This is a genomic window from Achromobacter sp. 2789STDY5608621, assembly GCF_001299375.1.
Taxonomy (GTDB): domain Bacteria; phylum Pseudomonadota; class Gammaproteobacteria; order Burkholderiales; family Burkholderiaceae_B; genus Achromobacter; species Achromobacter insuavis.
Window position 1 is genome coordinate 229,109 of the sequence record NZ_CYTU01000002.1, and the last position, 15,526, is coordinate 244,634.

At 67.4% G+C, this 15,526-nt stretch carries 9 protein-coding genes; 4 read left to right on the plus strand and 5 right to left on the minus strand.

Annotation, left to right across the window (positions count from 1 at the left end):
- Positions 1–117: 117 nt before the first annotated feature.
- The gene (gene mdeB / locus AOZ53_RS03520; RefSeq protein ID WP_054486854.1) at positions 118–2,805 is read right to left on the minus strand and encodes an alpha-ketoglutarate dehydrogenase; all 2,688 of its coding nucleotides are present in this window, start codon (positions 2,803–2,805) and stop codon (positions 118–120) included.
- A 294-nt stretch (positions 2,806–3,099) separates the two neighbouring features.
- On the opposite strand from mdeB, the gene AOZ53_RS03525 reads away from it, so the two are divergent.
- Positions 3,100–5,151 carry an OPT family oligopeptide transporter gene (locus AOZ53_RS03525; RefSeq protein ID WP_054429529.1) on the plus strand — a complete coding sequence of 684 codons (2,052 nt, stop codon included), beginning with the start codon at positions 3,100–3,102 and terminating at the stop codon, positions 5,149–5,151.
- 52 nt (positions 5,152–5,203) lie between these two features.
- Here AOZ53_RS03525 and AOZ53_RS03530 read toward each other — a convergent pair whose 3' ends face one another.
- The 4 genes from AOZ53_RS03530 to AOZ53_RS03545 all read right to left on the minus strand — a co-directional run bounded on the left by AOZ53_RS03530 (position 5,204) and on the right by AOZ53_RS03545 (position 10,337).
- A complete protein-coding gene (locus AOZ53_RS03530) occupies positions 5,204–6,436 on the minus strand; it encodes a M20 family metallopeptidase (protein ID WP_054478388.1) in 1,233 nt (410 codons plus the stop codon).
- A gap of 3 nt (positions 6,437–6,439) precedes the next feature.
- Positions 6,440–8,137, minus strand: a complete 1,698-nt coding sequence (locus tag AOZ53_RS03535; RefSeq protein WP_054486856.1) for a hydantoinase/carbamoylase family amidase — start codon at positions 8,135–8,137, stop codon at positions 6,440–6,442.
- A gap of 11 nt (positions 8,138–8,148) precedes the next feature.
- Complete coding sequence (puuE, locus tag AOZ53_RS03540) at positions 8,149–9,093, minus strand: allantoinase PuuE (protein WP_054429526.1); 945 nt, start codon at positions 9,091–9,093, stop codon at positions 8,149–8,151.
- Between the two features lie 227 nt (positions 9,094–9,320).
- Entirely contained in the window at positions 9,321–10,337 is a 1,017-nt protein-coding gene (locus AOZ53_RS03545) for a 1-aminocyclopropane-1-carboxylate deaminase (RefSeq protein WP_054486858.1), read from the minus strand.
- A 193-nt stretch (positions 10,338–10,530) separates the two neighbouring features.
- Between AOZ53_RS03545 and AOZ53_RS03550 the strand changes: the two genes are divergently transcribed.
- The 3 genes from AOZ53_RS03550 to odhB form a co-directional block, all read left to right on the plus strand.
- Positions 10,531–11,001, plus strand: coding sequence for an Lrp/AsnC family transcriptional regulator (locus AOZ53_RS03550; RefSeq protein WP_054486860.1), 471 nt, complete (start codon positions 10,531–10,533; stop codon positions 10,999–11,001).
- A 329-nt stretch (positions 11,002–11,330) separates the two neighbouring features.
- Positions 11,331–14,198 carry a 2-oxoglutarate dehydrogenase E1 component gene (locus AOZ53_RS03555; protein ID WP_054486862.1) on the plus strand — a complete coding sequence of 956 codons (2,868 nt, stop codon included), beginning with the start codon at positions 11,331–11,333 and terminating at the stop codon, positions 14,196–14,198.
- 102 nt (positions 14,199–14,300) lie between these two features.
- Positions 14,301–15,526 (plus strand): 2-oxoglutarate dehydrogenase complex dihydrolipoyllysine-residue succinyltransferase (gene odhB, locus AOZ53_RS03560; RefSeq protein ID WP_054486864.1); only part of this gene is annotated, 1,226 nt, incomplete at its 3' end.

Below are 15,526 nucleotides of genomic sequence, written 5' to 3' on the forward strand. Positions count from 1 at the left end.
TGGTTGCTGCACCGCAGCGATCGTCCGATTTTGATCAAGCCGGCGCACTTTCGCGCCTCCGGCACGCAAAAGGAAAAAGCCCCGGCGTTCGGGGCTTTTTCCTTTGCTTTCAGCGCGTTATTGCGCCCAGGGCGGCGTGGCGCGGGTCGTGGCCCCGAGTTTCTGGCGCAGCGTGTCGGCCTGCGCCTGCAGGCCCAGGCTGTCCAGCGCGTGCAGCACGATCCAGTCGGCGCTGACTTCGAAGAAGTCGCGCAGGCGGGCGCGGGTGTCGCTGCGGCCGAAGCCGTCGGTGCCCAGCGTGCGGTAGGGCGCGGGCACCCAGGCGCGGATCTGTTCGGGCACGGCGCGCACGTAGTCGGTCGCGGCCACCACCGGCGCGTCGCTGCCGCCGAGGCAGGCGCGCACCCAGTCCGCGTCCGGCGCGGTGGCCAGGCCGAGCGCGCGGGCGCGTTCGGCCTCGCGGCCGTCGCGCGCCAGTTCGGAGAAGCTGGTCACGCTCCAGACCTCGGCATCCACGTCGTATTCCGCGTGCAGCCGCTCGGCGGCCATTTCCGCTTCGCGCAGCATGGGGCCGGCGCCCAGCAGGCGCACCGCGGCCTGCTGGCGCGCCGGGCGCAGGCGGTACATGCCGCGCAGGATGCCTTCGGCCGCCGCGCCGTCCTGCGGCAGGTCGGGCTGCGCCAGGTTCTCGTTGGTGACGGTCAGGTAGAAGAACTCGTCGCGCTGCTCGTCCAGCATGCGGCGCATGCCGTACTCGACGATCACCGCGACTTCGTAGGCGTAGGCCGGATCGTAGGCGCGGCAGTTGGGCACGGCCGCGGCCATGATGTGGCTGGAGCCGTCCTGGTGCTGCAGGCCTTCGCCGCCCAGCGTGGTGCGGCCGGACGTGGCGCCGATGAGAAAGCCGCGCGTGCGCTGGTCGGCCGCGGCCCAGATCAGGTCGCCGATGCGCTGGAAGCCGAACATCGAGTAATAGATATAGAAGGGCAGCATCGGCAGGCCATTGACCGAGTAGCTGGTGCCGGCCGCCGTCCACGACGAGATCGCGCCGGCTTCGGTGATGCCTTCTTCCAGGATCTGGCCGTCGCGCGCCTCGCGGTAGTACAGCACCGAGCCGATGTCCTCGGGTTCGTACAGCTGGCCCTGCGCCGAGTAGATGCCGATCTGGCGGAACAGGTTGGCCATGCCGAAGGTGCGCGCTTCGTCGGCCACGATCGGCACGATGCGCGGGCCGACCTGCGGGTCCTTCAGCAGCGCTGTCAGCATGCGCACGATGGCCATGGTGGACGACATTTCCTTGCCGTCGGCGCTGAGCGCGAAGCGCGCCCATTGCTCGACCGCTGGCGGCGCCAGGCGCGGCGCCTGCGTCTGGCGGCGCGGAATGTGGCCGCCGAGCGCGGCGCGGCGCGCCTGCAGGTGGCGCAGCTCGGCGCTGTCTTCGGCGGGGCGGTAGAACTTGAGCGCCAGACAGTCGGCGTCGGAAATCGGCAGCGCGAAGCGGTCGCGGAACGCCAGCAGCGCCTCGTCGTCCAGCTTCTTCTGCTGGTGGGTGGTCATCTTGCCCTGGCCGGCCGTGCCCATGCCGAAGCCCTTCTTGGTCTGCGCCAGGATCACGGTGGGCTGGCCGCGATGATGCGCGGCGCGGTGGTACGCGGCATGGATCTTGACCATGTCGTGGCCACCGCGGTGCAGGCGGTCGATGGCCTCGTCGGTCCAGTCGGCCACCAGCGCCGCCAGCTCGGGATTCTGGTTGAAGAAGTGCGCGCGGTTGAAGGCGCCGTCGTTGGCGGCGAAGGTCTGGAACTGGCCGTCCACCGTGTTGGCGAAGGCGCGCGCCAGGTCGCCGTTGGTGTCACGGCGCAGCAGGGCGTCCCAGTCGCTGCCCCAGACCAGCTTGATGACGTTCCAGCCGGCGCCGGCGTACAGCGTTTCCAGCTCGTCGATGATGCGGCCGTTGCCGCGCACCGGGCCGTCCAGGCGCTGCAGGTTGCAGTTGACCACGAACACCAGGTTGTCGAGTTTCTCGCGCGCGGCCAGGGTCAGCGCGGCGATCGATTCGGGCTCGTCCATCTCGCCGTCGCCGAAGATGCCCCAGACCTTGCGGTCGGCGCCCGGCACCAGCGAGCGGTGTTCCAGGTAGCGCATGAAGCGCGCCTGGTAGATCGCGTTGATGGGGCCAATGCCCATCGAGCCGGTCGGGAACTGCCAGAAATCCGGCATCAGCCACGGATGCGGGTACGACGACAGGCCGCGCAGGCCGCGCGCGGTGGCGGTGATTTCCTGGCGGAAGTGGGCCAGGTCGTCGTCGCTGAGGAAACCCTCCAGGTAGGCGCGGGCGTAGACGCCGGGCGCCGAGTGCGGCTGCATGTAGACCAGGTCGCCCGGGCCGTCGGCGCCGGCGGCGCGGAAGAAATGGTTGAAGCCGACTTCGAACAGGTCGGCGGCCGAGGCGTAGCTGGCGATGTGTCCGCCCAGCTCGCCATGGGCCTGGTTGGCGCGCACCACCATGGCCAGCGCGTTCCAGCGGTTGATGCGGGCAATGCGTTCCTCGACCGCCAGGTTGCCGGGGAAGGGCGGCTCCTGGTCGGCGGGAATGGTGTTCAGGTAGGCGGTGCGCGTCTGGCTGTTGGCGCGCAGCCCCAGCGTGGCGGCATGCCCCAGCAGGTTGTCCAGCACATAGCCCGCCCGGTCGGCGCCCGAGGCCTCGACCAGGGACTGCAGGCCGTCGCGCCATTCGGCGGTTTCGGCGGGATCGGCGTCATGCCGGGGGTCTGTCCCGGCGGGGGAATGGCTGGCGTCGCACATGATGGTTTTGTCTCCTTGTAAGCGCCATGCTAGTCCTGTCCCTGGGGCATGGGTAATCAAAATGCCAGGAGGAAATCCAGGTTTTCAGCATAATCGTTTGCCGATTTCAGGGTGGGCGGCAGGATCTGCCGCCAAGGGCCGCTTACCGGTGGTGACCACCTGCTGGACGCCGAGGCGCTAGAATTCGCGCTTCAGAAAAAACAAACCGGCAACCAACAGGGCGTAAACGCCCTGAAGGCCGTGGCCGTCCCGCTCCCGCGGCGGGTCGACCCCGGCCAGTAAAGGGAGACTTCAATGACTCAACCCACCACCGTCCCGGCAGAGGTCACGCTACCGGAACTGACGTTCCGCGGCGTGCTGCTGGGCGCGGTCATCACCATCATCTTCACCGCCTCCAATGTGTTCCTGGGGCTCAAGGTCGGCCTGACCTTCTCCTCGGCGATCCCGGCGGCGGTTATTTCCATGTCGGTGTTGCGGCTGTTCAAGGACGCCAACATCCTCGAGAACAACATGGTGCAGACGCAGGCCTCGGCGGCCGGCACGCTGTCCTCCATCATCTTCATCCTGCCGGCCCTGGTCATGATGGGCCACTGGCAGGGCTTTCCGTTCTGGCAGACCCTGGGCATCTGCGCGGCCGGCGGCATGCTGGGCGTGATGTTCACGATTCCGCTGCGCCATGTGATGGTGGTGCAGAGCGACCTGCCGTATCCGGAAGGCGTGGCCGCGGCCGAGATCCTGCGGGTTGGCAGCGCCGAGCGCGCCCAGGAAGCGGCCGAAGAGGCGGGCCGAGCGCCGGCCAAGCCGGCCGCCACCGGCATGGGCGACATCGTCAGTGGCGGCGTGGTCGCGGCGGCGGTCAGCTTCGCCGCCAGCGGCCTGCGGGTGCTGGGCGAAGGCGTCAGCGGCTGGTTCGCGCTGGGCGGCGCGGTGTTCCGGCTGCCGATGGGTTTTTCGCTGGCGCTGCTCGGCGCCGGCTACCTGATCGGCATCGTGGCCGGCCTGGCCATGCTGACCGGGCTGGTGATCTCGTGGGGCATCGCGGTGCCGATCCTGACCTCGATGGCCGAGATGCCCGCCGGCATGACGCTGGCCAAGTTCGCCACCGGGCTGTGGTCGTCGCAGGTGCGTTTCATCGGCGCCGGCGTGATCGGCGTGGGCGCCATCTGGACGCTGGCGACGCTGTTCGTGCCGATGGCGCGCGGCGTCAAGGCCTCGTTCTCGGCGCTGACAAAGGCTGGCGCGGCGCGCGCCGGCAAGGCCCCGCGCACCGAGCGCGACCTGTCTGCCGGCTGGATCTCGGTGGTCACGCTGGTGCTGGTGGCGGTGCTGGTGATCACCTTCCAGGTGTTCCTGGCGGGCGCGCCGCTGTCGGCCGCGGCCATCTGGAAGCTGGTGGCCTACGCGGTGCTGTTCGCCTTCGTGTTCGGCTTCCTGGTGGCGGCCGCCTGCGGCTACATGGCCGGCCTGGTGGGGTCGTCGACCAGCCCGATCTCGGGCGTGGGCATCGTCGCCATCGTGCTGGTGTCGTTGCTGATGCTGGCCCTGGGCGGCGAATTGCTGGCGGTGCAGAACGGCGTGCAGATGACGATCGCGCTGGCCATCTTCAGCACGTCGGCGGTGGTGGCCGTGGCGTCGATCTCGAACGACAACCTGCAGGACCTGAAGACCGGCTGGCTGGTGGGCGCGACGCCCTGGCGCCAGCAGGTGGCGCTGCTGATCGGCTGCGTGGTCGGCGCCGCGGTGATCTCGCCGGTGCTGGAGCTGCTGTACAACGCCTACGGCTTTGCCGACGCCATGCCGCGCGAAGGCATGGATCCGGCGCAGGCGCTGTCGGCGCCGCAGGCCACGCTGATGCTGGCGATCGCGCGCGGCATTTTCACGCACCAGCTGAACTGGACCATGATCCTGATCGGCATGGCGGTGGGCGTCGGCCTGATCGTGCTGGACGAGATCCTCAAGCGCACCTGCAAGGTGGCGCGCATCCCGGTGCTGGCGGTGGGTATCGGCATCTACCTGCCGCCGACCGTGGCGGCGCCGATCGTGGCCGGCGCGCTGCTGGCCTGGCTGCTGGAGCGGGCGCTGCGCCGTCGCGCCGCGGCCGCCGGCAAGGACTACGAGTCGTTCGCCGAGGCCGCCAACCGGCGCGGCGTGCTGATCGCCTCCGGCCTGATCGTGGGCGAGAGCCTGGTGGGCGTGGTGATGGCGGCCATCATCGGCGCCGCCGGCACCGATGCGCCGCTGGCGATCGCGGGCGAGGAGTTCGCGCGCACCGCCTCGTTCCTGGGGCTGGCGGTATTCGCGCTGGTGGCGGTGCTGTTCTGGCGCCGGGTGATGCGGCTGGCGTAGCGCCGCGACGCATCGGTCAAGGGGCATGGCGCGCGGGCGCCATGCCCTTTTTTCATGCGGATCGCAGCAGGTCGGCCAATGTGCGGGCGATGACCTTGGTGGCGCGCCGCAGGTCTTCCAGCACTACGCGCTCGTCGCTGCGCTTGGCGTGCGATTCCAGCACGGTGCGCGGACCGGCGCCGTAGATCACGCCGGGAACGCCGGCCTCGGCATACAGGCGCACGTCGGTATAGAGCGGCGTGCCCATGGCGGGGATGGGCTCGCCGAACAGTTCCTGGCCGTGCTTGCGCAGGGCGTCCACCAGTGGCTGGTTGCCGGGCAGCGGCCGCATGGCGTTGGCCAGCAGCAGGCGCCTGATCTCGACGCGGATGCCGGGCGCGGCGGCCGCGGCGTCTTCGATGATGCGGCGGATGTCGGCCTCGACCTCGGCCGCGTTCTCTTCGGGGATCATGCGGCGGTCCAGCTTGAACACGACCTTGCCGGGCACCACGTTGGTGTTGGTGCCGCCTTCGATGCGGCCGATGTTCAGGTAGGGGTGGCTGATGCCTTCGACCTGCGAGGTGATCCCGCGATAGCGCGCATTCTGCGCATACAGCGCGTTCATGATGCCGACCGCGCCCTGCAGCGCGTCCACGCCGGTGGCGGGAATGGCGGCGTGCGCCATCTTGCCGTGCACCGTGACTTCCATCTGCAGGCAGCCGTTGTGCGCCGTCACGACTTCATAGCTGAAGCCGGCCGCGATCAGCAGGTCGGGTTTCGTCAACCCCTGGCGCAGTAGCCAGCCGGGCCCGAGCAGGCCGCCGAATTCCTCGTCGTAGGTGAAATGCAGCTCGACCGCGCCGTGGCTCGGACGGGCCACCGCTTCCAGCGCGCGCAGCGCGAAGGTGAAGCTGGCGAAATCGCTTTTGCTGACCGCGGCGGCGCGGCCGTACAGGCTGCCGTCCACGATCTCGGCGCCGTACGGATCGTGCTCCCAGCCATCGCCCGGCGGCACCACGTCGCCGTGGGCGTTGAGCGCGACGCGGCGGCCGCCGGCGCCGTATTCGCGGCGCACGATCAGATTGGTGATGGATTCCATGCCATAGGCGCGCACCTCGTCGGCGGGCACGGGATGGGACTCGGCCTGCAGGCCGAAGCCCTGCAGCAGTTCGGCGGTGCGGACGGCGTGGGGGGCGTTGTTGCCCGGCGGCGTGTCGGTCGGCACGCGCACCAGTTCCTGCAGGAAGCGCACTTCTTCATCGAAGTGGGCGTCCACCCAGGCGTCGAGTCGGGCGTAGTCGGTCATGGTTCAGCTCGTTGCTTCGTTGGCGAGATCGTCAAGCAGCCGCTGCATTGCCTGCGCGGCCAGCTGCATGTCGTGGTTGGTGGTGGATTCGAGCGGGTTGTGGCTGATGCCGGCGTTCTGGCCGCGCACGAACAGCATGGCTTGCGGCATGATCTCGTGCAGCTTCATGGCGTCGTGGCCGGCGCCGCTGGGCATGCAGTGGACCGGCACGCCCTGCGCCTGGACCGCGCGCTCCCAGCGTTGCTGCCAGGCCGGCGCGCTGGGCGCGGCGGCGGCGCGCATGGTTTCCTCCAGTGTGTAGCGCAGGCCGCGGCGCTGGCAGATCGCTTCCAGTTCGGCCAGCACGTCCGTGGCCAGCGCATCGCGCTGCGGATCGCTGGGCGCGCGCAGGTCGAGGCTGAAGCGGCATTCGCCGGGCACCACGTTGATCGAGCCATTGGGCACTTCCAGCATGCCGACGGTGCCGACCGAGTCGCCGTCGCGCGCGGCGCGGCCTTCGACGAACACGATCAGCTCGGCCGCGGCCACGGCGGCGTCGCGGCGCCGGTCCATCGGCGTGGTGCCGGCGTGGCAGGCCGTGCCGTGGATCCGCGCGCGGTAGCGCACGCAGCCGTTGATGGAGGTGACCACGCCGAGCGGCAGGCCCATTTCATTGAGCACGGGGCCCTGTTCGATATGCACTTCGATGAAGCCCAGATAGCGGGCCGGGTCGCGCTTGAGCTTGGCAATGTCGTCGACGCACAGCCCCGCGTGCGCCATGGCGTCGCGCATGCTGATGCCGTCGGCGTCCTTCTGTTCGAGCCAGCGCGGCTGGAAGTCGCCGATCAGCGCGCCGGATCCGAGGAAGGTGGCCGGATAGCGCTGGCCTTCCTCTTCGGAAAAAGCGACGACTTCGATCGCGTAGGGCAGGCGGCGGCCCTGACGGTGCAGCGCGCGCACGCAGGCCATCGGCACGAAGATGCCGAGGCGGCCGTCGTATTTGCCGGCATTGCGCACCGTGTCGTAATGGCTGCCGCTCATCAGGATGGGCGCATCGGCGCGGACCGCATGGTAGCGGCCGACCACGTTGCCGACGGCATCGATGCCGACTTCGTCGAAGCCGCAATCGCGCATCCAGTGCGAGATGCGCTGCGCGCAGGCGCGGTGCGCATCGGTCAGGTAGGTGACGGTGAGCTGGCCGTTCTCGGCATAGCCGGGGTCGCTGTGCGCGCTGAGTTTTTCCTGCCAGTCCCAGATGTCGTTGCCCTGTTGCGGTTCGGCGCCGAAGCGTTCGTGCAACTGCACTTCGGCGTCGCGGTGCAATTGGCGCAGGGCCTCGCGGCGCTCATCGTCCGGCGCGTTGTGCTGGCGGCGTTCGAGGGCCTGGACCCACTGCGCGTCTTGCACGGGGGCGCCGCGCGGGTCGTAGCGGGACAGCACGAACGGGAAGCCGAAACGCGCGGCATGGTCGGCGGCCAGCGCGGCTGCGGCGTTGGCGGCGAGGGCGGGCGCGGGCTGGGCGCGCAGCAGCGCCAATTGCGCGGCGGCATCGGCGTCGTCCACCGCGCGTTGCAGCGCCAGCTGCAACTGGGCCACGCTGTGCACCGGCCGCGCGCGCACCGCCTGGTCCACGGCCCAGGGCGCGTGCGGATACAGGTCGGCCAGCATGGCGGCCGCGTCTTGCGGCGCGGCGTCGTTGAATCGGGCGAGGGTATGGGCCATGGTTGCGCCGTTCAGGGAGCGGGTTGATAGGGATGGCGCGCCTGCCAGTGCCGGGCGATGTCCAGGCGGCGGCAGACCCAGACGCGGTCGTGGCGCGCGATGTGGTCCAGGAAGCGTTGCAGGGCGACGATGCGGCCCGGCCGGCCCAGCAGGCGGCAATGCATGCCGATGCTGAGCATCTTGGGGGCCTCGTCGCCTTCGGCGTAGAGCGCGTCGAAACTGTCCTTGAGGTACTGGAAGAACGGGTCGGCGTGCGAGTAGCCCTGCGGCAGCGCGAAGCGCATGTCGTTGCAATCCAGGGTGTAGGGCACGATCAGTTGCGGCGCCACGCTGCCGTCGCTCTTTTGCACCTGCATCCAGAAGGGCAGGTCGTCGCCGTAGTAGTCGCTGTCGTACTCGAAGCCGCCGTAGTCGGCCACCAGGCGGCGCGTGCGCGGGCTGTCGCGGCCGGTGTACCAGCCCAGCGGGCGGGCGCCGGTCAGCTGCGCCAGGGCGTCCATGCCCAGGCGCATGTGCTCGCGTTCGGTGGCTTCGTCCACGTTCTGGTAGTGCACCCAGCGCCAGCCGTGGCAGGCGATCTCGTGGTCGAGTTCGACCAGCGCCGAGGCCAGCTCGGGGTGGCGCTGCAGCGCCATGCCGACGGCGAACACCGTGAGCGGCAGGCCGCGCTTTTCGAATTCACGCAGGATGCGCCAGACGCCCACGCGCGAGCCGTACTCGTAGATGCCTTCCATGCTCAGGTGGCGTTCCGGGTAGCTGGCCGGATTGAACATCTCGGACAGGAACTGCTCGGATCCCGCGTCGCCATGCAGCACGCAGTTTTCGCCGCCTTCCTCGTAATTGAGCACGAACTGCACCGCGATGCGGGCGCCGCCGGGCCATTGCGCATGCGGCGGGTTGCGGCCGTAGCCGATCAGGTCACGCGGGTAGGGCTGGGTGGCGTCGTAGGTGCTCATGGCGGGGCGGGCGTGGACATCGTGTTCGACACGATAAGGTAAACCGCATTGTCTGTATACAATTTATGTACATCATTAGTGATGACCCTAATACGCCAGGGAAAATCGGTCGTCCTGAAACGAACAACCCGCCGGCATGCGCTGCCGGCGGGTTGTTCGTGGGCATCGGTAATCGGTCGGGTCAGCGCAGGTCGCCGCAGGGCCAGGCGCTGGCGCCGTAGCCGCCGTCAGCCGTTGCGGTAGAGAAAGCTGTAGGCGTTGATCGCCGGCACCCCCCCAAGATGCGCGTACAGCACCCGGGAACCGGCCGGAATCTCTCCGCGCCGCACGATGTCCATCATGCCCTGCATCGATTTACCCTCGTAGACCGGGTCGGTCATCATCCCTTCGAGCCGCGCGCACAGGCGGATGGCCTCGTTGGTCTCGGCCGACGGCAGGCCGTAGGCCGGGTACGCATAACGCGTGTCCAGCACCACGTCGCTGTCCGTGATGGGGCGTTGCAGGCCCACCATGTCGGCGGTGCGGCGCGCGATGCGCAGGATCTGCGCGCGGGTCTGGTCGGGCGTGGCCGAGGCGTCGATGCCGATCACGCGGTCGGCGCGGCCGTCGGCGGCAAAGCCCACCACCATGCCGGCCTGGGTGCTGCCGGTGACGGCGCAGACCACGATGTAGTCGAACCTGAAGCCCAGCTCGGCCTCCTGCCGCCGCACTTCCTCGGCGAAGCCGACATAGCCCAGCCCGCCCAGTTCATGATCGGAGGCGCCGGCCGGGATCGCATAGGGCTTGCCGCCGCGCTTGCGCACGTCTTCCAGCGCCTCTTCCCAGCTGCGGCGGAAACCGATGTCGAAGCCCTGGTCCACCAGGCGCACGTCGGCGCCCATCAATCGGCTCATCATGATGTTGCCGACCCGGTCGTAGACCGCGTCCGAGTAGTCCACCCAGTTTTCCTGCACCAGCACGCAGGCCAGGCCGAGCTTGGCGGCCACGGCCGCCACCATGCGGGTGTGGTTGGACTGGATGCCGCCGATGGTGACGAGCGTGTCGCAGCCCTGTTCCAGCGCCTGCGGAATCAGGTATTCCAGCTTGCGCAGCTTGTTGCCGCCGAATGCCAGGCCGCTGTTGCAGTCCTCGCGCTTGGCATAGATCTCGACCTTGCCGCCCAGATGGGCGGACAGGCGCTCGAGCTTCTCGATGGGGGTGTCGCCGAAGGTCAGGCGATGGCGGGGAAAGCGTTGCAGATCCATGCGGGCTCCTGGTGGGGAAGGGTCCGGGCGGACGGCGCCGCGGATGGAAAAATCATAGGAACCCGTCGGATTGTTGGTCAATTGCGTATTTTTTAGATTTCTTCCTTTTAAATTTTCAGGAAATTGGATTTTTAGATCTAATATTTATGAATAAAAAATAAATACCAAATTAAATTTTATAGGGACATATTGAATGGCCGCCATCGCCGGGCTGGATCGCATCGACCGCCAGATCCTGCGCCTGCTGCAGCAGGACGCCCAGATCACCAACCTGGACCTGAGCGCGCGCGTGCACCTCAGCCCCGCGGCCTGCCTGCGGCGCGTGGAAAAGCTCAAGGCCGAGGGCATCATCAAGAAGACCGTGGCGCTGCTCGAACCGGCCGAGGTCGAGATGGCCACGCTGGTCATCGTCGGGGTGGTGCTGGACCGCTCCACGCCCGAGTCCTTCACCGACTTCGAAGCGGCGGCGCGCGGCATCAGCGGCTGCCTCGAATGCCACCTGGTGGCGGGCGAGTTCGACTACTTCCTGATGCTGCGCATCCGCGACCTGGAGCGCTTCAACAAGCTGCACGCGGGCGAGATCATCAAGCTGCCCGGGGTGCGCCAGATCCGCACTTTTTTCGTCCTGAAAGAGATCCTGTCGACCACCGAGCTGCCGCTCTGACGAGGCTATTGCGCAACACCCCGTGCGCGGGCCAAAAAAAATGCCGCATTGCGGCATTTTTCGTTAGCGGAAATTGGTGGCGAGTAGACAGCGTAATTGCAGGGGTTGGACGGACATTCCAAACCCGCATGGAACCATTCCGCTCGCGCTTTTGCGTCACGCAATCGCAAGAAGACGCCCATAAACTCAAAGGGTTATACTTTCATCCATACGGCTTTCAAGGCTTGTACGCGCCTTCTGCCCCTGCTATCCGCTAAACGGGAAGCCCGTGTCGCGGAAGGTTTTCCTGCATCGTAATCGAGTGAAGCACTCGTAAAGGTGAAGCGATTATGTCTTCGGAAATAGAATCCCTATCCACGTCTTACTTGTTTGGGGGAAATGCCCCCTACGTTGAGGAGCTTTACGAAGCCTACCTCGACAACCCCGGTTCGGTACCTGACAACTGGCGCGAATACTTCGACCAGCTGCAGCACGCTCCCGCGACCGACGGCCAGGAATCCACCCGCGACCAGGCCCACGCTCCCATCGTCGAATCGTTCGCCCAGCGCGCCAAGGCCAATGCCTTCGTGCAACGCGCCGCCGAACCCGATCTGAGCGTCGCCTCCAAGCAAGTCTCGGTGCAATCGCTGATCGCCGCCTACCGCTCGCTGGGTTCGCGCTGGGCCGACCTGGATCCGCTCAAGCGCCAGGAACGTCCCCCGATCCCCGAACTCGATCCGGCCTTCTACGGCCTGACCGAAGCCGACCTGGACCAGACCTACTCGGCCACCAACACCTACTTCACGACCGCCAGCACCATGACGCTGCGCGACATCCTGAAGGCGCTGCGCGACACGTACTGCCGCAGCATCGGTGCTGAATTCACGCACATCTCCGACCCCGCCGCCAAGCGCTGGATCCAGGAACGCCTGGAAACCACGCTGGGCGCGCCGACCTACTCGGTCGAGGAAAAGCGTCACATCCTGCAGCAGCTGACCGAGTCCGAAGGCCTCGAGCGCTTCCTGCACACCAAGTACGTCGGCCAGAAGCGCTTCTCGCTGGAAGGCGGCGAAAGCTTCATCGCCTCGATGGACGAAGTGGTGAACCACGCCGGTGAAAACGGCGTCCAGGAAATCGTGGTCGGCATGGCCCACCGCGGCCGCCTGAACCTGCTCGTGAACATCATGGGCAAGATGCCCGGCGACCTGTTCGCCGAGTTCGAAGGCAAGCACGCCGAAGGCCTGACCGATGGCGACGTGAAGTACCACAACGGCTTCTCGAGCGACCTGTCGACCCGTGGCGGTCCGGTGCACCTGTCGCTGGCGTTCAACCCGTCCCACCTGGAAATCGTCAACCCCGTGGTCGAAGGCAGCGCGCGCGCCCGCCAGGAACGCCGCGGCGACGCCGAAGGCAAGCAAGTGCTGCCGGTGCTGGTGCACGGCGACGCGGCCTTCGCCGGCCAGGGCGTGGTGATGGAAACGCTGAACCTGGCCCAGACCCGCGGCTACGGCACGGGCGGCACGATGCACATCGTCATCAACAACCAGATCGGCTTCACCACGTCGGATCCGCGCGACTCGCGCTCGACGCTGTATTGCACCGACGTGGCCAAGATGATCGAAGCCCCGGTGTTCCACGTCAACGGCGACGATCCCGAAGCCGTCGTGTTCATCACCAAGCTGGCCCTGGATTACCGCCTGCAGTTCCGCCACGACGTCGTGGTCGACATCGTCTGCTTCCGCAAGCTGGGCCACAACGAGCAGGACACCCCGTCGCTGACGCAGCCGCTGATGTACAAGCGCATCGGCCACCACCCCGGCACGCGCAAGCTGTACGCCGACAAGCTGACCACGCAAGGCGTGCTGGCCGAAGGCGAAGCCGACCAGCTGGTCAAGGATTACCGTCAGCTGATGGAAGACGGCCAGCGCACCATTGAACCGGTGCTGACCGACTACAAGAGCAAGTACGCCATCGACTGGTCGCCGTTCCTGGGCGCCAAGTGGACCGACCAGGCCGACACCGCCGTGCCGCTGGCCGAGCTCAAGCGCATCGGCGAGCGCATCACCACCGTGCCGGAAGGCTTCACGGTGCACCCGCTGGTCGCCAAGCTGCTGAACGACCGCCGCACCATGGCCAAGGGCGAGATGAACCTGGACTGGGGCATGGGCGAACACCTCGCCTTCGCCACGCTGGTGTCGTCGGGCTACGCCATCCGCATCACCGGCCAGGACTCGGGCCGTGGCACGTTCACGCACCGCCACGCCGTGCTGCACGACCAGAACCGCGAGCGCTGGAACGACGGCACCTACATTCCGCTGCAGAACGTCTCGGAAGGCCAGGCCCCGTTCACCGTGATCGACTCGGTGCTGTCCGAAGAGGCCGTGCTGGGCTTCGAATACGGCTACTCGAGCGCCGAACCCAACACGCTGACCATCTGGGAAGGCCAGTTCGGCGACTTCGTCAACGGCGCCCAGGTCGTGATCGACCAGTTCATCAGCTCCGGCGAAGCCAAGTGGGGCCGCCAGTCGGGCCTGACCCTGATGCTGCCGCACGGCTACGAAGGCCAGGGGCCCGAGCACTCGTCGGGCCGCATCGAGCGCTTCCTGCAGCTGTGCGCCGACAACAACATGCAAGTGGTGCAGCCGACCTCGGCCTCGCAGATCTTCCATGTGCTGCGTCGCCAGATGATCCGCCCGTTCCGCAAGCCGCTGGTGCTGTTCACGCCCAAGTCGCTGCTGCGCAACAAGGACGCCGGTTCGCCCCTGACCGATCTGGCCGGCGGCAGCTTCCGCCCGGTGATCGGCGAGGTCGACGAGGCCATCGACGCCGCCAAGGTCAAGCGCGTGCTGGCTTGCTCGGGCAAGGTCTACTACGATCTGGTCAATGCCCGCCGTGAACGTGGCGCCGACAACGTTGCCATCGTCCGCGTCGAGCAGCTGTACCCGTTCGCGCACAAGTCGTTCGAGACCGAACTGCGCAAGTACCCGAAGGCCACCGAAGTGATCTGGGTCCAGGACGAGCCGCAGAACCAGGGCGCTTGGTTCTATGTTCAGCATCACGTGTACGAGAACATGGTCGAAGGCCAGAAGCTGGGCTACGCCGGTCGCGCCGCGTCGGCATCGCCGGCCGTGGGCTACCTGGCCAAGCACCAGGAACAGCAGAAGGCCCTGATCGAGACGGCGTTCGCGCCCAAGTTCAAGGTCATGCTGACCAAGTAATCAACCCGATGCGCGCGCGGCGCGCGGCGAGTTCCCGAAACCCCGTTTCGAACTTTGCCGGCGCCGCGCGGTCCAGAACACACACTCTACGGAATAAACAAAATGGCTATCACCGACGTCGTCGTCCCCCAACTCTCCGAATCCGTCTCCGAAGCGACCCTGCTGACCTGGAAGAAGCAGCCTGGCGCTGCCGTCGAAGCGGACGAAATCCTGATCGAAGTCGAAACCGACAAGGTCGTGCTGGAAGTGCCGGCTCCCGCCTCGGGCGTGCTGGCTGAAATCGTCAAGGGCGATGGCAGCACCGTCACCTCGGGCGAAGTCCTGGCCCGTATCGACACCGCCGGCAAGGCCGCCGCCACCCCGGCCACCGCCCCCGCCGCCGAAGCGCCCAAGGCCGCCGCGCAAGCCGCCGCCGCCCCGGCCGCTCCCGCCTCGACCGCCGCCGCCGGCGTGGCTTCGCCCGCCGCCGCCAAGATCCTCGCCGAAAAGGGCGTGGACGCCGCCAACGTCGCCGGCACCGGCCGTGACGGCCGCGTCACCAAGGGCGACGCCCTGAACGCCAGCGCCCCCGCCGCCAAGGCCGCCCCGGCCAAGGCCGCCGCCGCGCCGGCCCCGACCACGCTGTCGCTGGACGGCCGTCCGGAACAGCGCGTGCCGATGAGCCGCCTGCGCGCCCGCATCGCCGAGCGCCTGCTGCAATCGCAACAGGAAAACGCGATCCTGACCACGTTCAACGAAGTGAACATGCAAGCGGTCATCGATCTGCGCAACAAGTACAAGGACAAGTTCGAGAAGGAACACGGCATCAAGCTGGGCTTCATGTCGTTCTTCGTCAAGGCCGCCGTTGCCGCGCTGAAGAAGTTCCCGCTGATCAACGCCTCGATCGACGGCAAGGACATCATTTACCACGGCTACTTCGACATCGGTATCGCTGTCGGCAGCCCGCGTGGCCTGGTGGTGCCGATCCTGCGCAACGCCGACCAGCTTTCCATCGCTGAAATCGAAAAGACCATCGCCGACTTCGGCCGCCGCGCCGCCGACGGCAAGCTGGGCATCGAAGAGATGACCGGCGGCACGTTCTCGATCTCCAACGGTGGCGTGTTCGGCTCGATGCTGTCGACCCCGATCATCAACCCGCCGCAATCGGCCATCCTGGGCGTGCACGCCACCAAGGATCGCGCCGTGGTGGAAAACGGCCAGATCGTCATCCGCCCGATGAACTACCTGGCCCTGTCCTACGACCACCGCATCATCGACGGCCGCGAAGCCGTCCTGGGCCTGGTCGCCATGAAGGACGCCCTGGAAGATCCGCAGCGCCTGTTGCTGGA